We start from the raw sequence: 23,420 nt of genomic DNA, 5'->3' as shown, positions 1-23,420 counted from the left end.
TAGAACACTTTACACTGTAAATATTCTTTTGTGGACGGATTGTACCCACTTAACCTTAAAATTTATTTAAATTAAGATTAATTTAAGTTTTTTATCTCTATTTCTTCTTCTAACAGATAAAGGATCATTCCTTCTGTTCTTTTTCCTGTAATATTGGCTATGGCTTTTTGATAATATCTCACCTGATTTTCATGTTTCAGTGCATACTTCTTTGAACTTTTATAGTCTATGACCACACAGTGATCCTCATACTCCAGTAAAAGATCTATCTGTTTCAACTCCCCCTCAAAACTAAGAGACTGCTCTTTTCTGACCTTGGCACCATCGAGGATCTGTTGGAAGGCTTGATGGTCTATCAAATTTCTGATACGATTTTCTATCTGTGCCATACTTGGATCAGTCAACTGCTGGCCATAACGATTTTTCAATGACAGTATAGCCAATTCCAAACTCTTTTCATCAAAAGAGCCTAGCATCTCCAAGGTATAATGCAATGCCGTACCAAACAGAATAGCCTCGTAATCCTTCTCTTCTTCCTCATCAGCAGAATTCACCTCTTGTGTACCGTAGTTCGAGATAACGACAGATGTATCTTCGTGCTTTGTGAATGCCTCACGACTTGATATTTCATGCACCTTCAATGTACCAATGCACATTGTCTGCATGCCTATTTCATCAAAAACAGAGTCTTTAGGCTTTCGAATAACGATCAGCCCTTCCACTGCACGGGTTAAAGCCACATAGAGTACATTTTTACTGTCTTTTATTGCAGAAGCTTTTCTCTCTTCCATGATCTGCGCATACGCCTCATCAAAGTTTTCTCTGCCTTTGGTTCTGTAAAGAATTTTATCAATGTAAAGGTTGTCATTGTAATGATAGATCAATGCCGACTTGTCAGAATTTTTACGTGTCAATTTGTCCAAAAGTATGACATACTCAAACTCCAAACCTTTTGATCCATGTACTGTCATGATCTTTGCACCGTGTACAGAGTTAGATGCCACTGCAATACTCGAACTTTTAAACTCTTCTACAAATGTGGGTATATCTGAAAAAGCAGAAGCAAATTCCAACAGTTTTAAAATATTCATATCCTCATCAAAATACCCAAACTCTCTTACCAGCCTGTCTGTCACCTGTAAAGGAGACATAAAGGCAGAGAACCAGGAAACATCTACCTCTTCCAAAGTTTTACCTACCTTGAGCATCATTGCCTGAGCATCTATTTTCTCACCAAAGAACAGATACTCGCACATGGCAACCAAAGCAGCAATTTTAGGCATGTTTTTTAATGAAGAGGATGTTTTTAAAAGTGTGTGTATCCCTTCATGTTCACACGCTTCTTGTAAACTCTGTCCATCTTTATTCGTATGTACCAAAAATGCGATCTCATCTATATCTACACCCATCTGTAAAAGTTTTTTAGCATGTGTCACGGCATCCTCTATGAGTACTTCAGACTCCAGCACTTCAACATACCCTTCAGATGCTCCGGGTCTGCTCTTTTGGGCCGTGTACCCTTCCATAGTGGTCTCAAACCAACGGTTGACCTGCTCTACAACATTTCTGGAGCTTCTGTAATTCGTATCCATAGGCAGTATCTCTACTCCATAGTTTTGGGCCACTTTGTCAAACAGCTCTTCCACCCCGCCGCGAAAACGGTAAAGCGACTGTTTGGTATCTCCCACATAAAAAAAGCTCTTAAATTCACTCTGCCCATATCCTGAAAATATCTCATCGATAAGCGGTTTCAGCAGTAAAAACTGTAACGTAGAAGTATCCTGAAACTCATCAAGCAGGATATGTTTGAACTTGGAGTCTATCTTGAAATACAGAAACTCTTTGCTGAGGCTTTCATGCAAGAGTCGGTAGGTAAAATAGGTCAGATCATCAAAGGTCAAAACGCCTGATATCTTTGCACTCATAATGGTCGCATTTTTATAATAGTCATAGATTTTAAAAAGGTTATCTAAAACGATCGCTTCTTTTACTTTCGACCAATGTGCCAACTCTTTTTTGAGAAAAGCATAGAGTCCTTCTATCTCATCATTGGCTACTTTCTTGAACCACGTGTGTTCTCCCAATGTTTCTTTTTCAAAAAGAGATTTACCAAATAACTCTTTGATACTCGTTGTGTCAAACTGTTTCATGCAGCGTGCTGGGGCCCCTGCATCGCTAAGCGCTTTGATCATCTTAACTCTCAAGCTTTCACATGCTTCTTCCTGTCTGGCTAAAGCAAGAGTTCCCTCTTCTTGCTTTGGCAATAAAGGGTCTACCTTATAAAAGTTTTGCATCAGATCAAAGATCTTCATAAAACGTTTGTCTTCGATATCCATAGCCAACTTCACTAAATTCGAAAGTACCCCCTGTGCCTGCACTTCTTCGAGGAAATGTTTTTCCAGCGCATCTTCACCCTGCTCTTTGGTGACGAAATCCGGTTCAAGTCCTATCTCCAAAGAGGCCGAACGCAAGATGGAAGAGAAAAAACTGTCAAGTGTAACGATGTAGGAACTGCTCGCAAGGAACCGCGCCAAAACCTCAGGCTGTTTGCGTAAAAGTTCCTCACGTGAGAGTTCTGTCTGTACACAGATCGCATCCGTGAATGCTTCATTGTTTTTGTCGGCCAAGCCACGTAAAGAATCGACCACCCTTTGACGCATCTCTGCTGCTGCTTTGTTAGTAAAAGTAGCTGCCAAAATAGCACTCGGAGATTCTCCCATGAAAAGGAGTGAAATGTACCGTACAGAGAGTGCAAATGTCTTACCAGACCCTGCAGAAGCTGAGTAGGCCAAAAAAGGTTTGAAACTCATAGATACTCTCCTCTCTCACACATCAAAGTAAATTCGCAGTACTTGCATTTTTGCAGATCCTCACACTTTTCAGCCGTAAAAGAGTTGGTCTGTTTGAGATCTATGATATGTTGGGCCAGGATTTCATTTTTCTCTTCAAGTGCTGTGATCTCCTCTATCCTACCTCCCTCCAGTATCTTGACGAAAGCCAAAGTGATATTTTGGTATTTTTTTGTAAGCATATGATGGTAGATGCTCATCTGAAAATCTGCGAGATTCTCGAGATTCTTGGTTTTGTTGGCTTCAGCAGTTGAGCCGCTTTTATAGTCAAGTATCAGTGTATCTGTGGTGTTCTGGTCTATGCGGTCTATGCGTCCTTTGAAACGGAGACCTCCAATCTCTCCATGTACTTCCACTTCTCTCTCCACCACGCTCCAATCACTCTTGAAATGCTCTATCTGAGACGTGACGAATCCTTTTAATTTCTCTTTCCAGAGCAGTTTTTTGTATGCCGTTTTAGAATCATCAAAAGGAAGTAACTGATCTAAAAGAATATCTAACTTTTTTTGCATCTCATCAGCGTTTTCATAACTTGCTTTTTCTCTATATAAGTGATCTAAAAGCAGATGTAAAAAAGCACCCTCATTCAGCTCTTCTTCTTTTTTTGCTTCTATCTTTTGTATATACCGATAGTAGTACTTTCGCTTACACTCCAGATAGGTTTTCAATCTTGAGGCTGACCAAGTTATGTCCTGCGCGTTAAAATGTTCTACCTGCGGATCTTTCTCCTCTACACACTGTGAAGTTTGGTCATAAAGTAGAGTGCTTAGTACAGGTGTCGGTACTGCACCTTTAAGCCCCAGTTCATACAGGAATTTTGAGGGGAGTTTATTGTCACTGCTGCTGTAGAGTATGGCTACCTCTTTGGCTTGTTCGAGTAAGCGTTTATAATACTGTTTTTGCAACGCTTCTCTGTCATTTTTAGTAGGGAGATTGGCAAAAGCCCGGACTGAAGAGTTAAGAAACTGGTCTTTACTTGAAGCTGCGGGGACAACCCCTTCATTAAAATCGACGATGACCACACCTTCAAAACTCACACCCCGGGTCTCCAACACACCCATCACCGTGACCATGCCGCCCCGAACATCATCGATAGTGATCTTGGAAAGTGCTTTAAGCCAGAAGAAGAGCCACTCTTTTAAACGCAGCTCTTCTTTTGCAAATATTTTCAGAAAGTGCAGATACTTTTCATAGACACGCTCATTCATCTTCTCTTTTTTCTCACCCTGAAGCAGTGGACACTCTAACAGTCCCAAGCCGTCTATCGCACGAAAAAAAGCTTCAATATTGCAGTGTTTTGCTGGGGAGAGTTTCTCTACTATTTCAAGATCAAATCCATAACGTTCCAACAGTTGTCTGTGTTCACTCTCAAAGTTTTGCCAATATCTATACAGTGCTTCAAGTGATTTGTAGATACGGCCGTTAGCATAATCATACCCCATCGCAAAGTTCAGATTATTTTGGGTATCAAATAGGGTAAAGTGCTCTTTAAAGCTTTCATCAGGCAAGATAAGCACGATCTCTTCGGGAAGTATACCGGAACGGACCATCTTTTCTATCTGGACAAAAGCAACCGCTATCTGTTCTTGTCGTTCCTCCACAGAGAAAACATTCGCATTGATCTTTGCATCATTGGGCCGTGTCGAAACTATTTTTTTATCGCTTAGATCAAAACTTACGATTGCATCGTTTTCCAAAGTGATACCCAGTGCTTCAAAACGTTCCTGCATCTTCACATTAAATGGGCTGGTTGTGTAATGTATGATAAGCTGTGTACGCTTGGCTATTTTTTCGATAAGCTCCAACTCAAAGTGGCTCAAATATCCTTCTAAATGTATCTCTATATTTTCATACGCTTGTAAAAATCCCTCATTGATTCTATAGGTATGGGGAATCAATGCTTTGTCTGTAAAACCTTTTGCATCAAGCAGTCTTCTATAGTTCTCAAAAAGTTGTTCCAAGATCCCAAGATGTGTTTCAAACTCTGCATAGGCATCTGCCTGAACCAGAATATCAAAGCTTATCTGTTCAGCAGCCAACTCTTCAAAAAATTTGAAAAGTGCATCACTCTTGGTAAAGAACCTTACAAGCTCAAGATTGAGATTCAACGATTCAAAAGCTTGAAATGAGGCTGCTTCACGTAAAAGAAGGATACGCTGTAGCGGATCTATCTGTACTTTATCATCCAGAAGAATAGCACGCTGTTCGAACTCATCCATCCGCATGAGTGCCGGTAAAAAACCATCCTGTTCTTTCTGTGCCGCACTTACGGTTCTTAATGCTCTTGATGTGGGATAAATATGGAGTTGATTCATGCTGAGTAGTATAGCATAGAGTGGAGGATAAAAAAACAAAATCTGTCATATTGACAGAAAAAGAAGTTGACAAGGTATAGTCTTGTCAAAATGTTTAGATTTTATGGTTTGAGATAAGCGGATATTTCAGAGTAACCTATCGTATCGCCGACTTCTGCTCTAAGCTGCAAGGTGTATCTTCCCGCTTTAGTGATCTCTACATCTCTGATTTGGTATTTTCCATCCTCATACGGAACATTGTTAAAAAGTTTATCTTCTTTTCTGCTGTGAGGCTGTGTCAGTAAAAAGGTGACATTTGCATCAGAGACTTTTGTACCGTCTTTGGTAACCACCTCATAAGAAAATGCATTCATACCCTGTAACAATTTCACAGGATTTGGTTGAGGACGGTTACTGTTCACATTATCTGTCATGACCATGGTTTCCACATTTAATAGATGAATGGCATATGCCTTATCAAAGGCTATTTTTTTCTCCATGATCTGATTAATATTCATATCAGCCATCTGGTATTTGAGCATATATTGATTAGACTCTTGTACCGGTATCGATGATGCTGATTTTACTGTCCAGTAACTGAGTGTGATCCCGAGTACAAGAAAGCCCAGTATCATATGTGGCCAGTATGTTTTTGCGCTATTTTTTGCCATTTTTTATCCTCATATATAGTGGTCTGATTGCAAATATCCAGAGTACTAAGAATGAACCGATATAGATCAAAACACTTAACCCCCATACCATATGCCGCGTCTCATTCGGTATTGTCTTGGTCAGTTCAACCCCTTTTGAGCGAGCAATGCCTTCTGCAAGCTCTGAAAAAGCCTGCAGTACACCGATATTATGTTTATCTTCATCGGAGTTACTGTCTTTGGAAGAGACAATATCCACTGCAGCATCTCTTACATCATTATAGTCATAAAGAGTGCGAATCGCATCAGATGAAGGGATCAATCCTACCCTACCCTTTGTATCTGTCTGCTCTGTGATCCGTGCCTGTGGTGCAAATATAAATAAGACATAAGGCTTGCTCATCTGCGCTTCATACTTCTTGCTATACTCTACCAGATTGAAACCTACAGGAAAGTGTTCATTGGTTGCTATCACATATCCATTGATACCTGTTTTTGAAAAAAGTTCATCACCCATCTCATTGATAAGTTGTGCAGCTTCAATTTTTAGAATGTCATCTTTAAGTATATGACCAGCGTTTAGAAGAAGAGGAAGTACCAAAGCAAGCAAGGTTGCCCTTACTTTTGCTTTGAACATATTTTATCCTACGTATAAAAGGTTGCCACTCAGTGACAAATAGAGTGCCGCAGCTGCAGCAAAAGCCATACACGCGATAAGTACTTTATCCATATATTTAATCATTATTAATCCTTTTTCTCTGCATCTATAAATGAATACTGCTTATTCTCTACATCGATCATTTTTACATTCTGTATATCTCTGATCTTAGTTGGATCATAAGGCTTTACCGCTGCATGTCTTTGTACAACAACAACCATGAGCATCAATGTGATCAAAATTGCAAGTAAACCTACGATCGAGATCAAAACCCCGAATATTCCATGTAGTCCAAATAAACTTCGTTTTGTATTTTCTGCCATATGAAACTCCTTACTTTGACAATGACTGAATATATACAGTCAAAGCTTTCTCTTGTACTGGTGTAATAAGTGTCTTAAATGATGGCATTTTACCGATCATACCCTTTTTACCATTCTGCAACGTATGATTCATCAATGCAGCATCATAAGATACTAGATTTGGTGACATACCATTGTTGCCTTTACCATCCATTCCATGACAAGAACCACATGCAGCAAATGCTGCAGGCTGCTCACCTTTCATGCCACCGGCAACATACGCTGCAATCGCTTCAGCATCTGCACCTTGTGCCATACCTCCAGGCATTGCACCCATAGGATATCCTAATTGGTTTTGACCATTATTGATCACATCCAATACTTGTTCTTTACTCATTCTTGCAGTAAAGTCCTGTGCTTTACCAGAAAGACCATCTCCTGTCACACCGTGACATTGCTGACACTGTACCAAAAAGATAGACTCTCCCATCTCTTTAAGTGTTGCCTCATCTGCATTTTTGTGTATTTCTTCAAACTTCTTATTATAAGCAATCACATCTTCATTGTACTCACCAATCTGACTATAGGCATTCACAGGATACCCTATAAGTCCATACCACATGGACCAAAGGAAAACCGCCAAGAATGAATATGCCCAACCTGAAGGAAGTTCATTTTCATACTCACCGATACCATCCCAGTTTTCCTCTGCCAGTTTACCAGATGCTGTGTCTGTTTTCATTTGATTGACATATTTAACCGCAACCGATGCTGTGATCGTAGCGACTGCTATTGCTCCCCCCATTGTTATCGCATTGACTGAATCTGCAAAGATATCAATATCCAAACTCGTTACAACAGCTATCGTTGCAATGATCAATACTGCTGCAAATGCCAATGCTTTTACCATTAATGCATTCATTTATTCTCCTCCTTATATTCTCTTTCTGACGCGGGTTTATCTTCTACAGGTGTACTTGTGACTTCATCATCCAGTGCAATATTCCCGTATTTTTCATAATCACGCTCACCTTTTTTTTCACTTCTGTACAGGTGTATGATATACCCATACAACATCACTACCAAAAAAATGGTCATAAAGAAACTGGCATAGCCTTGAAGATCCCTAATGTCCATCTTTCTCTCACCTATTTCAAACTGTTAAGGTAAGCAATCAGTGCTACGATCTCAGGTACTTCACCTCTCGCAACTGCTTCTTTAACATCTTTGTTTTTCATATCATCAGCAATCGCTTTCGCGTCTGCAAGAACTTTTGGTTTGTGTGCTTCCCATGCAGCTCTGGTTCCTTTAAACTCAGGACCATATGGCGTATGAAATGCATTTTTAACTGTGACCGCTTCTGCATACGCAGTTTCAATATCAGCCAAGTTTGTAAACTGATGTTTATATGCCGGCATGATAGAACCTGGTACGATCTCAGCAGGATTCAGCATGTGATTTTCGTGCCAATCTGTTGTTCTGTAGTTTCCTACACGGTGAAGATCCGGACCTGTTCTTTTAGAACCCCAAAGGAATGGTCTGTCAAAAGCATACTCACCTGACAATGAATAATCCCCATAACGATCCGTCTCTGATTTAAATGGACGAATAAGCTGTGAGTGACATGACATACAGTTATCTTTAATATAGACATTTTTACCTGCAAGTTCAAGTACAGTACGAGGTTTAAGGTCTACTACCGGTCTTGCCGCCTTCGCAAAGTTCGGTACGATCTCAATAAGTCCTGCAAATGCGATAACGATCGAAATCCCCGAAGCAAAGAAGAATGGATTTTTTTCTAACCAATGAAAAAACATAATAAACTACCTCCCTTATGCCATAGGTGTTCTAAACTGTGGTTCTTCTGTAATCTCTTTAGCAGAAGTCATAGTTTTATACATATTGTAAGCGAACATAATGAAACCAATAAGGTACATTACACCTGCAAGCGCTCTAATCGTGTAGTAAGGATGAAGTACATTGACCGTATCGATGAAACTATACATCAAGTTACCATACTCATCTACGGCTCTCCACATCATACCTTGTGTAATACCTGCGATCCACATAGATGTAAAGTAAAGCACAACCGCTGTTGTTTGAAGCCAGAACTGTGTCTCCATAAGTTTTCTAGAGTAAATCTCTCTTTTGAACATACGCGGAGCCATATGGAACAGTGAAGCCATGATCATAAATGTCACCCAACCAAGTACACCATCATGCACGTGTCCAGGAATCCAGTCAGTAAAGTGTGCAATGGCATTGACTGATTTGATCGCTTGGATAGGACCTTCGATCGTTGATAACATATAGAATGTAGATGCAAGCACCATAAATTTGATCAGCGGATTTTCTGTTAACTGATTCCACTCACCTTTCATCGTAAGAAGCATGTTGATCGCTGAACCCCATGATGGCAAGATAAGTACTACAGAGAACGCAGAACCCATTGTTTGCATCCAGTCTGGCACTGTTGACCATAATAGGTGGTGAGACCCTGCCCAAAGGTAAACGAACATCAATCCCCAGAAAGAGAGTAAAGAGAGCTTATAAGAATAGATAGCCTGTCCAGACTCTTTTGGAAGGAAGTAGTAGATCATACCAACGATAGGCACTGTAAAACCAAATGCAACCGCATTATGACCATACCACCATTGTACTAGTGCGTCATTCGTACCTGAATACATAGATACAGAGTGAGTGATTGCACCTAGACCCTCTGTTGCGAAATAAGTAGGAATTGACATATTGTTGAAAAGATAAAGCATAGCAATACCAAGGAAACATGCAAGGAAATACCATACAGAGATATAAAGTGCTTTCTCTCTTCTAATTCCTATAAGACCCATGATACCAACACCCCAAAGTACCCAGATTACAACAACAACAAGATCAACCCACCACTCATACTGAGCATACTCTTTACCACTGGAGATACCCAATAGTAATGATACAGTTGCTATCAACGCGCCCACAAAGTATAGCCAAAACTGAATGTTTCCGACCACCATCAAAAACTTCGATTCTGCCATAGATACTTTAAGGACTCTTTGCCCTATATAAAACCAAGTAGCAAAGATTGCTGAAACCGTAAATCCAAATACTACGGTATTTGTATGAAGTGGTCTGAGTCTTGAGAATGTCCCATACTCACCCAATAGATAGTTTAATTCAGGAAATGCCATTTGTGCGGCAATAATCGTACCGATCAACATTCCTAAAAATCCAAACAAAATAGTTAAAAAGGTAAACTTTTTTGCTAATGAATAATCATATTCCAATGCTGCATTTGATTGCATACATACCCCCTTGAATAAATTCTATGTTATAAAATTACAACACTCAATAATAATTATAATCTTATTTGATTATATCTGTACTTAAAAAATTATTTAATGTAAATATATGTAGGGATACGTTACATTTAACGTAAATATGTAGGGATTTAAAGCATCAAAAGAGAAATTAACTCCTGTTTAATCTATCAATTTTATTGATTTTTTTAGGAGTAATACACTCCTAAATATACTTTGAGGGGGAAGAAGAGAGTTATTGAAACCAGCTTTTGATCGTCGTCCAGATTCCAGTTTCTATACCTTTATCTTCGTTATCTAACTCAACAAATCGATCACATCCGGCTTTCAATCCAACATCACAACCTTTTTTGTAATATTCTTTTTCTTTGGTTCTGTTTTTTTCTACACCGAAACCGCCACGATAGATAATAGCCACGTTAAAACATGCATCACCGCTTTTTAATTCACATGCTTTTTCATAAAACACTCTTGATTTCACATCATCAGGTCTTACGTCATGACCGTCACGGTAGATCGTTCCCATCGCCTCACATGCTGATTTTATACCTCTTGCACATGATTTCTCGAGATACGGTATTGCCGCACCGTAATTCGTATTTTTATAGTAGTTATCACCCATGATATCACACGCTCTATCTTCACCAAGCGTACAAGCTTTACGTATATAACTCAACCCTTCTTCTTTAATATCCTGTACCTTCGCATTCTCCCCAGTGACCATAGGGAGTCCGTGCTCATAACAGGCTGTTGCATTATTATCACTACATAGAACCTTTAAAGAAATGCTCTGAGATGCTGAAAGTGTGGATAGAATAAATACACTGAATACCATGAGATGCTTTAACATACTATTTACCTGCTCTTTTCTCTTTATCTTTTTTCATCGCCTCAACAAGATGGGTGTTTTCAGATTCCATCTGCTGGAATGCTTCACTCATTTTATCTTTGAGGGCCTCTTCTACCAAACCATCACTGAGTGCAGCTTCATAATATTTTTTAAAATCCATATAAGGTGTGACCCCCGAAGAGAGTATCATTTTAAAATCAATACCAGGAAAGTACACCTCCCATGCTTTGGTAGCTGTTTTTAATACCTTCTTATTGTTAAAGTAAGAGACTGCCACAACGATCTGCATGGCAAATACAAGAAGTATAATGTAAAATACAATGGCCTGTGCGATACCCAACGCTTTAAAAGATGCAGGATTGAATATAGCGGCATACATCGCAAACGGTAAAATAAGAAAAGCCAATTTAATCCACTTGCTGCTCAGTCCCCCGAACAGTGCATTATCATAGATAAGTCTTTTTTTGATCTTGTAGTTATGTTCTTTAAAAACACTCTGTATGATCGTTTGAATTGTATATTGGTTTTCTTGCATCTTTGTTCCTTAGAATGTCACTCATATAAGTGTAGTAAGTTTAAATAAACTGTAGTTTAATAGCAGAAAAAATCTGCTATTGAAATATCATTAGAGATGATGTTTTACATACTCATCGATACTAAGAAGTATAATAATACCTAAAAATGCTGCATTGATCTTCCAGAAGATCGCACGTGCATCTGTAAGTTTAAACTCTTTTTTGAGCAGTTGCAGTGACGTGATAAATGCCCATATCCCCAATGCTGCAGAAAGCACCACTGTAACTGTTAAATAAACATTAAATGTATAAACCAGATAGATACCTGCATGTATGGTCAGTATGAGCCACACAAATGTGAGTCTTTGCAGGGTACCTTCCCCAAACAGACGCATTGCTGTAGGGTATCCGCCGTCTTTGTAGTCTCCATGAAAGAGCATCACCAATAACCAGAAGTGCGGCACCTGCCAGATAAAATAATAGACTGCCAAAGCAATGAACTCTAACTCAAAGAGTGTATGACCAGCTGCAAGCCACCCGATAGCCGGAGGGATGACACCCAATATCGCACCAGGAACCACTGCTACAGCAGATCTCTTTTTCAAAGGTGTATACATAAGGTTATACCAAATGAATGCAAACCCAAAAAAGTTTATCCCGGTCAACCCTAAGAGTGAATAGATAAACACAAATGAGGCCAGGATCAATACTAATGCAATGATAATCCCTGTACGAGGTGACATACGACCCGATGCGATAGGACGATTCTTCGTTCTTTCCATCTTGGAATCTTCTCTATACTCTTGTACTTGATTAAGAGTCGAAACCCCCATCGCTACAAGAAGTACAGAGAAGGTAGCAACAAACATATCTACACCAATCTCTCCCTTTGCCATGATATAGGCAAAGAGTGCAGATAGACTGACTGCAAAGGAGAGAATAAACTTGGTAACGCTAAAGAAATCTTTTATCATTTAGCTTTGTCGTCGAGATATTTAGCAATTGTTGAAATCTCTTCTTCTGTCATATCAGGGTATGCTGGCATTCCACCATTCATGCCTTTTTTACCTTTCTTGAATACATGACTCATAAATGTCGTATCGTATCCTACAAGACTTGGAGCCATACCATACTGACCCTTACCATCTTCACCATGACATGAAGAACATGCAGCAAATGATGCAGGTTTTTCACCTTTCATGCCACCAGCAACATAGGCAGCGATCTCTTCAGCATCTGCACCTGTAGCCATACCAGCTGGCATTGGTCCCATAGCATAACCAAGTTGATCTTGACCATTATGGATCACATCCAATACTCGTTCTTTTGTCCATCTAGATTTAAGAGAAGGTCCAACTATTACTTTATCTGTTTCAATTGCATGACATTGTGTACATCCATGTCGTTGTACTAGTGCATCACCACCTTTAGCATAATTACCTTTTGGTGTATTCTCTGTACTATTAAACCATGCATCATACTCCGCTTTTGGAAGTACTACTACTCTAGAATACATATATGAGTGGTCTGTACCACAGTACTCGGCACACTCAACATCATACTCACCCACTTTAGTTGCATGAAACCATTGTTTTGTTGTACGTCCAGGAACCACATCCTCTTTCATACGGAATGCAGGGATATAGAATGCGTGAATTACATCATCCACCGGTGCAGTCATCTCTAAAATGACATCTGTATTCACAGGTACATAAAGTGCAGTGATACCCATCGTACCTTCTTCTATCACCTTACCATTCTCATCCTTAACAGGTTTTTCGTATGCCCCACCAATTTTGTGTACATAGCCATCTTTATTTGCAGCGTACTCATATTTCCACTTCCACTTAGAACCTTCAACCTTAACCACCACAGTGTCATCTGTGACTGTTGGGAGGGTTCTGAACATTTGTAGTGTCGTATTACCATAGTAAAAGAAAACCATCACCGCAATAATTGGAATGATCGTCCATGCCAATTCCAACCCGGTATGATGGGTCAAGGTACCGATATCTTCATTTTTGACCTTATCTGCACGATACTTCCATGCAAAATAAAGCATCGGTGCAACTACTGATAAAAATAGTGCAATTGAAATCCATACATGCAGCCAGAACGCAAATTCATGATCTGCGTTAAAACTCGATGCATGTGTACTAAATCCTTCTAATGTATTACTCATATAATAAAACCTCTCTTAGTGTACTGCAGGAGTAGTAGCAGTATTTGTAACTTGCGGCGTAATAAAACTTTCTGCCTCAAATTGGAAATTGGCAACGTCGATACCAATAACGATAATAAAGAAAACTGCGACCAATGATAATGAAAACCATACCATAGCCCCAATCAATTTCTCACCTTTTAAGTGCATGTAGTAAATTACGATCAGCCAAGCTTTAGCAACTGCAACAAGCATTTGTGCCAAAAATGTTGATTTTGTCATAAATAAACCTGGTTGTACAAATGTTACTGCTGTCAATAATAATAAACCTATTAGTACTTTGTAATATACTTTTTTCTCTTCTTGATAATTTACTGTATTAGTGGTGCCCATTTGTACCTCCTCCAAAAATCATACTAAAGTCTGACATTTGAATACCGTCAGCTCCGATCATATAGTAGTAAGGGAATACGAATACCCAAATAAGGTGTACGATATCCCAGTATAGTGCGATGTTCCAGTGTAAAATATGATGCTCTGGGCTTACTTTACCTGCATTGATTCTTTTAAGTAACCAAAGCATAAGACCAATACCAATGATAATATGGAATCCGTGGAGTCCAGTCATTGAAAAGTAAAGACCATAGAATAATTTCTGACCAAATGGTAAAGATGATTCAGGCAATAGCTTGTCATGCATCAAGAAAATACCGTGATGATACTCAGCTGTCCATTCGAATCCTTTGATCACCAAGAAAGCAACTGCCAAAATGATAGTCGCCCAGATCATAAGCTTAGCACCTTTCACATCACCTGCTCTCATTCTAAGTAATCCTAGTCCCATTGTAAGTGCAGATACCAGTAGAATCACTGTATTCGTACCACCCAATAGTCTATTTAAAGCTGCAGAAGCATCTAAAAAGTCTTGAGGGTGTAGTGAATTATAGTAAGCAAGTGCAAGGAACATTGCTCCAAACATCATTACTTCTGTAAGCATAAACAGCCAGAAACCTAGTTTCCCGCCGTAAAAATCACCTTGCCAACCTTGTACTTCATGTTGATTTCCATCACGATCTATCGCGATCTCAGGTACGTATTCGTGTCCCATTAGTCTATCCTTTGCATCGTTTCATAATTAAATTTAACCACTGGCTCACCATGTTTATACTCATATGGATCAAAATCAACATATGGCACTTTAGAGTGGTTCTCTAGTGGCGGTGGTGATGATGGTAAGTGCCACTCAAGTGTAGTCGCATTCCATGGATTAGGCGTCGTTGCCTCACCTTTTGTCCAACCTTTAAAGAGTACCCAGAACATATAGATAAGACCAGCGATAAAGATCACTGCTCCATAGAATGAAAGTTGGTGATAAATTTCAAATTCCGGTAAGTAGTCAAAGTAACGTCTTGGCATACCATAGTAACCAGCGATGAACATTGGGAACCATAGTAGGTTAAATCCGATAAAGTTAAGATAGAAAGCGATTTTTGCTTTTGTTTCGTTATACATTTTACCTGTTACAAGCGGGAACCAATAGTGCATACCTGCAAACAGCAAGAATACAACCCCACCAAGAATCGCGTAATGGAAGTGTGCAACTGTGTAATAGGTATCTTGTAAGTGAACGTCCATACCGATCATAGTAATAGTCACCCCTGTGATACCACCGATCGCAAATGTAATAATTGTTCCTAGTGCCCAGATCATTGGTGTTGAAAGAACGATCTTACCTTGATACATTGTAGCAACCCAGTCATAGAACTTTACACCTGTTGGGATCGCAACAAAGAAAGTAAGGAATGAGAATACCGTCTTAGCAATATCTGACATACCTGATGTATAAAGGTGGTGACCCCATACAAGGTAACCGATACCTGCAATTGATGCTGAAGAAAGAGCGATCGTTCTATATCCGAATACCTCTTTTCTTGAGAATGTAGGAATGATTTCAGACATAATACCGAATGCTGGAAGGATCATAAGATAAACAGCCGGGTGAGAGTAGATCCAGAATAAGTGTTGGAACAATACAGGGTCTCCCCCTTTAGCCGGGTCAAAGATACCAATACCAAAATATTTTTCCAAAATAGCCAATACAAGCGTAATACCAACAACTGGTGTTGCAAGAAGCTGGATCCATGCTGTTGCGTAGATACCCCATACAAAAAGTGGCATTTTAAAGAAAGTCATACCTGGTGCTCTAAGTCTGTGAATCGTTACAAGAAAGTTAAGTCCAGTAAGAATAGATGCAAATCCAAGAACAAATGCAGCTACAAGCGCCATAATAACGTTTGTTCCTGTATTCATAGAGTATGGCGCATAGAATGTCCAACCTGTATCCGCTACACCTTCACCTATAAATAGTGATGCAAGTGCAATACAACAACCAGCAATATAGAGCCAGAATGTAAACCAGTTCAATCTTGGGAAAGATACATCTTTCGCACCGATCATCAATGGCATAACAATGTTTCCAAATATTGCAGGGATCCCCGGGATAATAAAGAGGAAGATCATGATCACACCATGTAGTGTGAATGCCTGGTTGAACGTGTTTCCATCCATATATTGTCCCCCTGGTGCAAACAGTTCAAGTCTCATTGCAAATGCTGTAAATACAGCTACAAAAAAGAATACAAACATGACAGCTGCATACATAATACCAATTCTTTTATGGTCGATAGTAAGCATCCACTGCATGAATGTACTCTTAGGGTGCCCAATGGCACAGTGTGTTTCGTCGAAATAAGTTTTACTCATCTATGTCTCTCCTTTGATTTAGATGTTCTTCTTGATCTCTTCTTCCTGCCTTAATAAGCCAGATAAAAAAGATAATTGTAATCGTTAATATTACTGTTGCTGCTATCTTCTCCCAGGCAAAAACATAGGTTTTGCCTTTTGGATCGTATGCGAAACAATACAGTAATGTTTTAGCTATGGTCGGTCCAACCTTGCCTTGTGCTGACTCCAATACTGCCATTTTCACATCAAAAGGAAGTTGTTCGATACCGTTAAGGTAACGTGTGATCTTTCCTTCTGGTGAAATGACTATCAATGATGCAGCATGGATCCACTCAACCACACCCGCTCTGGATACTTCCTTTTTATAGGTAAATCCAACTTTGTCAGCCAAAATAGCCGAAGAGTTGTTTTCACTGAGTAAAAAGTGCCATGCATCCTTCACGTAGGGTCTGCTCATAGCGGCTAACATCGTCTTTCTTTTCGCTTTTGCTAAAGGCGGTGTTTCATCCGGTGCAAAACTGATAGTCAATACTTTGTAGTCAGTATTTTCAGCCAAGTCAAGCTTAGACAACATTTTTGCCATATCTTCTAGTTGTGGTGTACAGATACCTGCACATCTAAAGTAGTTCAAAGAGATAATAGTTGGTTTTCCATCCATATACTCTTTAAGTGTTCTACTTTTACCGTCTTCATCTATAAATGTTAAATCAAGCGGAACGTATTCCCCTAACTTTTCATTTACACCTAAAGACTCTGCTTGTAGTACAGTTAGAAACAGTAATACAAGCATCACAATTTTCTTCATCTACACTCCCCTGTTTATGTCTATATTTGTAAAAATACGAACAATTCTAGGGCACAATCACTTAAATGGCAATGAAAAAATATTGATTAAAGTGTATTTGATTGATAAAAAAGACTTTTAAGTTACAGAAAGTAATTTTTTTAATTATATATAAGATTTTGTAATTTTTTACATTAGATTAAGTAAACTGATTATGGGTAGGATTATTTTAAGGGAAAGTGTACGCTTCCCCTGATGGATATGATAGAATAAAGAATGGTACTATAACACTTATAGTAAGAAAAGTTTAGGCTTTGCCTTTTGCACTTTGGATAGAATGTATGTATTGGTAATCTACTGCTATATTTTGCTCTTTAGGAAGATGTTTTGAAAGTCTCTCTACCAACCCTTCAAAATCTTCGAACAGATAATTCGCCATAGAACCCGGGATAGGGTTGATCTCGTTCAGAAGTACTTTACCCTCAACAACAAAAAAGTCACAACGTATGATACTCCCTCTGAAAAGAGGGTCATAGATCTTTTTGAAACTCTCTTGGATCTTCGCTTTTAGCGCATCTGAAATATCCGCTGCCAAAACTTGAGAATCTCTCGAAAAGTCCATGTATTTTTTTTCAAAATCCAGGAACTCCTCTTTGTGAGGTTCTTCTACGATAGAAAGTTCCCAATCATTCGTGTATGTCCCTGCCTGGTTAAACTCTTTCACCCCTTCGATAAAAGGTTCTATGATCACATCGGTGTCAAATTCAAAAGCGACATCAAGCGCATAATCAAGCTCTGAAGCGTCTTTTACAATACTTACACCTATGCTGGAACCCAAACGGACCGGTTTGATAATAATAGGGTATGGCATAGCGATCTTTCTCTCATCATTTTTAGAAAGATATTCGTAGGCTACCGTTTTGACACCTACACTTTCTGCTAAAAATTTGGTATAAAGTTTGTTATAAGAGAGTGCCGAAGCTTCTATTCTAGGGGAGATGAAAGGAATCGTGTAGAATTCCATCAATGATGCTATCTTCCCATCCTCTCCATCTCTTCCATGGATAAGGTTCAGTGCTACATCAAAATCGATACGCTTGCTTCCAAACATACCATCTACCTGGAAACCACCATTTTTAAGTGTCAATTCTTTGGATTTTTTATATTCACCTGATGAAAAGAGTTTAGAATTGATCTTCTGCGTATCTATGAGATAAAATTTTCTGTCACTGCTTACAAAGATATAGACCAGTGTAGCGTTTTTTAAAACTTTTTTCATTGTAATGGCAGACACAATGCTTATCTCATGTTCATAACTGGATCCACCAAACAATATCGCTATTTTCATCTCTCGTCCTTAAAGCATTTTGGCAAATTCGCCAAAGATATAGGCACTTTCATGCGGTCCAGGACTAGCCTCCGGGTGATGTTGTACCGACATGGTTGGAGAATCATTGTATTTGAGTCCCTCTATCGTATTGTCAAAAAGGTTCATATGTGTGACAGTCGCCACTTCAGTAATGTTATCAGGTACATTATAGTTGTGGTTTTGTGCCGTGATCTCTACTTTACCCGTTACCACATTACTCACAGGGTGATTTCCACCATGGTGTCCGAACTTCAGTTTATAGGTATCATAACCATGTGAGATAGAAAGTAACTGATGCCCAAGACAGATACCAAAAATCGGTACTTTGCGAGCGATCAGTTTTTTGATCTTCTCATGTTCCTCTGTTAAAATAAGCGGGTCCCCGGGTCCATTTGAAAGGAATACCCCATCACACTCTTTTGCATCGACTTTCTCAATGATCTCTTCGGCTGATATGGAGTTTGGTACAACCGTGACTTCCATACCTGCATGTGTCAATTCATTAAGAATATTTCTTTTAATACCAAAGTCAAGTGCGATGATCTTTTTTGTGGTATTAGGTGCGTCATACTGGAATGTATCTGTATTGTAACGCCCTTCAGGATGGATATAACTCTCTTTTGTACTGACCTGTTCAATGTAATTCACTTCCTCAATACGCGGGGAAGAGTCCAGTACTTTTTTCAGTGCATCCTGATCATGTATCTCAGTAGAAGCTACCATCATCATCGCCCCTTCGTCTCTAAGCATTTTTGTCAAAAATCGAGTATCTATCTCAGTAATACCAAGTACATTCTCTCTTTTGAGCAACTCTGCTAACGTCTCTTCACATCTAAAGTTAGAAGGGCGATCCTGATAACTGCGTACGATGACCCCTTTACAGTAGGCACCTTTACTCTCCATATCTTGAGCATTGCACCCTACATTACCTATCTCGGGTGTCGTGAATGTCACAAATTGTCCTGCATAAGAAGGGTCTGTCGTGATCTCTTGGTATCCTGTCAGAGATGTATTAAAAACGATCTCTCCTACAGACGTACCTTCTGCACCAAAACTTTTTGCTTCAAGCATCAATCCATTTTCAAAATACAAAGATATCTTATTCATCACAGCATACCTCTTTTCGATAGTTCTTCCTGATACAATCTTTCATAGAGGAGTTCATAATCCTGTGAACCAGGAATCACTTCTTTCTCCATACCTTTGATCTTTGTATAAACTATATCATCTATCTCATCATAGGCATCTGCAAAGGTTTTGAAAGATTTAAATATCACATTCTTCACCTGGTTTTCATTCACTGTATATTCTGCAAGGTAATTTTCATACAATTCATCCAAGATCAAGTGTGCCAGGTCATTGTATCTGTCATCATAATTCATGATCACACCATGCTCAGGGGCCATTTTCTTTTTGATCATAAAAAAGAGTTGTCTCTCATCGGCATGTTGGAACTCTATCTCATCATAATTCTCTTCTATGATCTTTTTGACTTTTTCATCAAGCGCGCGTTCTTTTTCAAGATTTTCATCGATGATCTTTTTTGCTGCAGCCACTACTGCTTCTCTTCCTTTTGGCAGAGTAATAAAAGGTGCATTGGCTAGATCTATCCCGATTTTTGTTGCTACATATCCTGTCTGTTGTGGTTTTAGTCTCATTGCTACCCCTTATTATCGAATTATTGTGTCTTCACGCTCTGGACTTGTCGAAATGATCCCCATCTTTGTTCCGATCATCTCTTCTAGTGCCAAAATATATGATTTGGCTGTCTCCGGCAAGGCATCGAATTCTCTCACACCTTCTGTTTTGTCCCAACCCGGAAAACTCTTATAGACAGGTGTTGCATCATCAAGCTCATAAGGCACATAGTCGATCTCTTTGCCATCTACTTCATAAGCCACACATACTTTTACCTCATCAAAACCATCCAGTACATCCAATTTCATCAGTGCTACCTGGTCTACACCATTTACACGCACTGCATGACGCATCGCTACAGCATCAAACCAACCACATCTTCTCGGACGTCCTGTCGTTGTACCGAACTCATGTCCATTTTTACGAAGTGTGTCACCCTCTGCACCAAAATCTTCACTTGGGAAAGGCCCATTCCCTACTCTTGTACAGTATGCTTTTGCTATACCTGTGACTTTTCCAAGGTCTTTGGGATTGATACCAAGACCAGAACAGGCACCTGCACTGACCGTTGTTGAAGAGGTTACATACGGATAGGTACCATGATCGATATCAAGCATCGTTCCCTGTGCACCCTCTAAAAGTATCTTTTTCCCATCATCCATGATCTCCCACATCATTTGTGTCGTATCTGTGATAAAAGGCCCAAGTACTGCTTTATACCCTTCCAGCTCGGCTAAAAGTTCTTCCTCTTTCGGAGCTTCAACACCCATCGCATCAAAGATCGGCTGGTTCATTGCAAAAAACTCTATAATTTTAGCCGTAAGCTTTTCAGGGTTTAACAATTCTCCCAGTCTATGTCCTACTCTAGCGATCTTATCACCGTAGGCAGGTCCGATACCTTTACCCGTTGTACCGATGGCTTTGTCACCCTTCAAACGCTCTTTGGCTTGGTCTATGAGTGCATGGTAAGGCAAAAGTACATGTGCTTTGTCTGAAAGGAAAAGTCTTCCCTCCAGGTTATCAAACTGCTCCATCTCTTTAATGAAATCTTTTGGAGAAAGTACGACACCATTCCCTACAATATTTTTTGCTTTTGGGTTCAGTACACCAGAAGGGATAAGGTGAAGCGCATACTTCTTGTCACCAATGACGATCGTATGCCCCGCATTATGACCACCTGCAAAACGACATACATAGTCATGTGTCTGCGCCATATGGTCAACGATCTTTCCTTTTCCTTCATCTCCCCATTGGAGACCTACGATCAAATCTGCTTTACTCATCTACCTTTATCCTCTGTTCATTTTATTACTGATACACTCATCTGTATAGAGTGCAAATCCTGCTGCTTCTACGCCGTCTATGGTGTATATTCCGCCCATTGCCAAAAGACTGTTGTCTTCAAACATTCTGAATGTCAAAGAGTCATAGTATCTCATCTTCGCATAGAAGAGTGGAGAGATAACCATGTTGTTGTACGCTACTTTATCTGTGGCTTCTTTGATCTTTTCAAGTTCCGCTTTGATGTCATCAGGGAATGGGTTAAGATCTTCAAGGTCACTGACAGCATTGATTCTTACAAGCTGTTCGATCCAAGGCAGATCTGCCGCCATGATCTGTTCCACATGCATCGATTTCAATACATCTAAAGAGACCCCGTATTTTTCATTTAAAAGATGCGGGATACGGATATTGGCTATCTGCATCACAGGTTCGGATCCTATCTGCTTTAAAAGCGTTGTCGTTGTCTCTGCGATGTCTTTAAAGGTACCATCAATCACTTCTGCCCCGATCTGATACTGCTCTTTTGTCGGGAACGTCACTGTTGGTTGGATATAGAACCACTTTTTTGACTCTGTACTACGCCCCAATCTTTTGGTCACGATACGCACCACATCTGCCGTGGAGTCTGCACGTAACGTGACTTCGTGATTTTCTGCATCATTCAGTCTGACCAAGAGCTTTTGGTCTTCGAAACATTCATGCTGGTGGTAAGAGAAGAGCGGTGTAACGATCTCTTCAAATCCAAGCGTCTCCAATGTTTCACTGGCGATACGTTCTATCTCTCTTTTTATCTTGGCACTTTGTCCAAAATAAAGCCTACTCCCACTAGGGATCTCGTGTTCAAATATCATTTAGTTACTCTTCTCAAAATACGTTTCGTTAAAAACACGGCCTGCCGTACCATCAAACGCTCTTCTACCGAGGTCAGCCAAAGCCAACTCAATAGCATTCACTACCCATGCAGACTCATAGACAGGGATAAGACCCATTTGGTTGATACGGAATATCTTACCTTTGAGGTGGTCTTGCCCACCTGCCATATTTACACCATACTTTGTTTTAAGCAGTTTACGTATAGGTTCAGCATCTTCATCGAACACTGTACTCATAGATGGTGCCGGTGTTTGAGGATACATGGAAAAACCTATCGCTTCCAGTGCTGCCTGTGTTGCACATGCTCTTGCTGCTGTATTTGCATATAAAGCATCGACACCCTCTTCCTCGATCGCATCGAAGATAGCATTGAGCCCTATGATCAGTGTTGTTGCAGCCGTATATGCTGTCGTGTTCTGCTGCTGTTTTTTGATCTCTGAAGCAAGGTTGAAGTAGTAGTCTTCCCCTTTACCTATCTTCTCTACAGCTGCCTGTGAAAGACCGATCATCGCAAGTCCAGGAGGGAGCATCAACGCTTTTTGGCTTCCTGTCACCAATGCATCGATATTCGAGATATCAATACGCTCTACACCTACCGCCGTGATACCATCTGCTACGATCATAATATCAGGGTTGATCTCTTTGGCTCTTTTCGCAATCGCTTCTACAGGATGACGAAGTCCGCCGGCACTTTCACACACCTGTATAAAGATCGCATCGATATCCGCATTCTCATTCAAAGCATTCTCAACATCGGCAACTGAACAAGGTGTATTCCACTCATAGCTGAGCTCCACTTTGTCTCTTCCCATTGCATCAGCGATCTTCCCGAAACGCTCACCAAACTTACCGGCATTTACCGTCAAAGCCTTGCTCTTACACAGGTTTAACATACATGCCTGCATTGCACCTGTGCCTGAAGAGGCTATCATCACACACTCATCCATCCCAAGAAGTTTTAAAAGTCGTTCACGGGCTTCTTTAAAAATAGCTTCAAATTCTGGTGTTCTATGGTGTATCGTAGGTGTTGCCATAGCTTGGCGTACAGACTCCGGTACTGGTGTAGGTCCTGGGGTAAAAAGTAGCATAAGTATCCTCGTTTTCACCGTTCTAATGACGGCATAGTTACGTGGA

23 protein-coding genes are annotated in these 23,420 nt (G+C 39.9%); all 23 read right to left on the bottom strand.

Annotated features, from left to right (window positions below; translation table 11 throughout):
• Positions 1 to 77: 77 nt before the first annotated feature.
• Complete coding sequence (locus tag PF327_RS06255; protein ID WP_289401763.1) at positions 78 to 2,810, bottom strand: RecB-like helicase; 2,733 nt, start codon at positions 2,808 to 2,810, stop codon at positions 78 to 80.
• The gene (locus PF327_RS06250) at positions 2,807 to 5,164 is read right to left on the bottom strand and encodes a PD-(D/E)XK nuclease family protein (protein ID WP_289401762.1); all 2,358 of its coding nucleotides are present in this window, start codon (positions 5,162 to 5,164) and stop codon (positions 2,807 to 2,809) included. Before PF327_RS06250 ends, PF327_RS06255 begins: the two co-directional genes overlap by 4 nt.
• Before the next feature lie 101 nt (positions 5,165 to 5,265).
• Positions 5,266 to 5,814 carry a FixH family protein gene (locus PF327_RS06245; RefSeq protein ID WP_008245674.1) on the bottom strand — a complete coding sequence of 183 codons (549 nt, stop codon included), beginning with the start codon at positions 5,812 to 5,814 and terminating at the stop codon, positions 5,266 to 5,268.
• Positions 5,801 to 6,430, bottom strand: a complete 630-nt coding sequence (locus PF327_RS06240) for a hypothetical protein (protein WP_008245677.1) — start codon at positions 6,428 to 6,430, stop codon at positions 5,801 to 5,803. The genes PF327_RS06245 and PF327_RS06240 overlap by 14 nt, the downstream gene beginning before the upstream one ends.
• Before the next feature lie 107 nt (positions 6,431 to 6,537).
• Positions 6,538 to 6,774 carry a DUF4006 family protein gene (locus tag PF327_RS06235; protein WP_008245678.1) on the bottom strand — a complete coding sequence of 79 codons (237 nt, stop codon included), beginning with the start codon at positions 6,772 to 6,774 and terminating at the stop codon, positions 6,538 to 6,540.
• A 10-nt stretch (positions 6,775 to 6,784) separates the two neighbouring features.
• Positions 6,785 to 7,675 (bottom strand): c-type cytochrome, encoded by an 891-nt coding sequence (locus PF327_RS06230; RefSeq protein WP_289401761.1) that lies wholly within the window; start codon positions 7,673 to 7,675, stop codon positions 6,785 to 6,787.
• A complete protein-coding gene (locus PF327_RS06225; protein WP_008245682.1) occupies positions 7,672 to 7,890 on the bottom strand; it encodes a cytochrome c oxidase, cbb3-type, CcoQ subunit in 219 nt (72 codons plus the stop codon). The genes PF327_RS06230 and PF327_RS06225 overlap by 4 nt, the downstream gene beginning before the upstream one ends.
• A gap of 11 nt (positions 7,891 to 7,901) precedes the next feature.
• Positions 7,902 to 8,570 (bottom strand): cytochrome-c oxidase, cbb3-type subunit II, encoded by a 669-nt coding sequence (gene ccoO / locus PF327_RS06220; RefSeq protein ID WP_008245684.1) that lies wholly within the window; start codon positions 8,568 to 8,570, stop codon positions 7,902 to 7,904.
• Between the two features lie 15 nt (positions 8,571 to 8,585).
• Positions 8,586 to 10,052, bottom strand: a complete 1,467-nt coding sequence (gene ccoN, locus PF327_RS06215) for a cytochrome-c oxidase, cbb3-type subunit I (protein WP_008245686.1) — start codon at positions 10,050 to 10,052, stop codon at positions 8,586 to 8,588.
• 250 nt (positions 10,053 to 10,302) lie between these two features.
• On the bottom strand, positions 10,303 to 10,917 hold the full coding sequence (locus PF327_RS06210; protein WP_289401760.1) for a tetratricopeptide repeat protein: 615 nt from the start codon (positions 10,915 to 10,917) through the stop codon (positions 10,303 to 10,305).
• 1 nt (position 10,918) lies between these two features.
• Positions 10,919 to 11,452 carry a hypothetical protein gene (locus PF327_RS06205; protein WP_289401759.1) on the bottom strand — a complete coding sequence of 178 codons (534 nt, stop codon included), beginning with the start codon at positions 11,450 to 11,452 and terminating at the stop codon, positions 10,919 to 10,921.
• A 90-nt stretch (positions 11,453 to 11,542) separates the two neighbouring features.
• Positions 11,543 to 12,406, bottom strand: coding sequence for a protoheme IX farnesyltransferase (locus PF327_RS06200; protein ID WP_289401758.1), 864 nt, complete (start codon positions 12,404 to 12,406; stop codon positions 11,543 to 11,545).
• Complete coding sequence (gene coxB / locus PF327_RS06195; RefSeq protein ID WP_289401757.1) at positions 12,403 to 13,614, bottom strand: cytochrome c oxidase subunit II; 1,212 nt, start codon at positions 13,612 to 13,614, stop codon at positions 12,403 to 12,405. The genes PF327_RS06200 and coxB overlap by 4 nt, the downstream gene beginning before the upstream one ends.
• 15 nt (positions 13,615 to 13,629) lie before the next feature.
• Entirely contained in the window at positions 13,630 to 13,986 is a 357-nt protein-coding gene (locus PF327_RS06190; RefSeq protein WP_289401756.1) for a cytochrome C oxidase subunit IV family protein, read from the bottom strand.
• Positions 13,973 to 14,701 carry a cytochrome c oxidase subunit 3 gene (locus PF327_RS06185; protein WP_289401755.1) on the bottom strand — a complete coding sequence of 243 codons (729 nt, stop codon included), beginning with the start codon at positions 14,699 to 14,701 and terminating at the stop codon, positions 13,973 to 13,975. Before PF327_RS06185 ends, PF327_RS06190 begins: the two co-directional genes overlap by 14 nt.
• A complete protein-coding gene (locus PF327_RS06180; RefSeq protein WP_289401754.1) occupies positions 14,701 to 16,356 on the bottom strand; it encodes a cytochrome c oxidase subunit I in 1,656 nt (551 codons plus the stop codon). The genes PF327_RS06185 and PF327_RS06180 overlap by 1 nt, the downstream gene beginning before the upstream one ends.
• Positions 16,349 to 17,143 carry an SCO family protein gene (locus tag PF327_RS06175; protein WP_289401753.1) on the bottom strand — a complete coding sequence of 265 codons (795 nt, stop codon included), beginning with the start codon at positions 17,141 to 17,143 and terminating at the stop codon, positions 16,349 to 16,351. Before PF327_RS06175 ends, PF327_RS06180 begins: the two co-directional genes overlap by 8 nt.
• A gap of 286 nt (positions 17,144 to 17,429) precedes the next feature.
• Complete coding sequence (locus PF327_RS06170) at positions 17,430 to 18,470, bottom strand: D-alanine--D-alanine ligase (protein WP_289401751.1); 1,041 nt, start codon at positions 18,468 to 18,470, stop codon at positions 17,430 to 17,432.
• A gap of 9 nt (positions 18,471 to 18,479) precedes the next feature.
• On the bottom strand, positions 18,480 to 19,598 hold the full coding sequence (gene carA, locus PF327_RS06165) for a glutamine-hydrolyzing carbamoyl-phosphate synthase small subunit (protein ID WP_289401749.1): 1,119 nt from the start codon (positions 19,596 to 19,598) through the stop codon (positions 18,480 to 18,482).
• The gene (locus PF327_RS06160; RefSeq protein WP_008245712.1) at positions 19,598 to 20,149 is read right to left on the bottom strand and encodes a DUF507 family protein; all 552 of its coding nucleotides are present in this window, start codon (positions 20,147 to 20,149) and stop codon (positions 19,598 to 19,600) included. Before PF327_RS06160 ends, carA begins: the two co-directional genes overlap by 1 nt.
• A gap of 12 nt (positions 20,150 to 20,161) precedes the next feature.
• Complete coding sequence (locus PF327_RS06155; protein WP_289401746.1) at positions 20,162 to 21,412, bottom strand: adenylosuccinate synthase; 1,251 nt, start codon at positions 21,410 to 21,412, stop codon at positions 20,162 to 20,164.
• A gap of 6 nt (positions 21,413 to 21,418) precedes the next feature.
• Entirely contained in the window at positions 21,419 to 22,264 is an 846-nt protein-coding gene (locus PF327_RS06150; RefSeq protein ID WP_289401744.1) for an ATP phosphoribosyltransferase regulatory subunit, read from the bottom strand.
• Positions 22,265 to 23,374, bottom strand: coding sequence for a pyridoxal-phosphate-dependent aminotransferase family protein (locus PF327_RS06145; RefSeq protein WP_289401743.1), 1,110 nt, complete (start codon positions 23,372 to 23,374; stop codon positions 22,265 to 22,267).
• Between the last annotated feature and the right edge of the window lie 46 nt (positions 23,375 to 23,420).

It is taken from the genome of Sulfurovum xiamenensis (genome assembly GCF_030347995.1).
GTDB lineage: Bacteria > Campylobacterota > Campylobacteria > Campylobacterales > Sulfurovaceae > Sulfurovum > Sulfurovum xiamenensis.
This window is presented reverse-complemented; position numbering and strand designations above follow the sequence as displayed.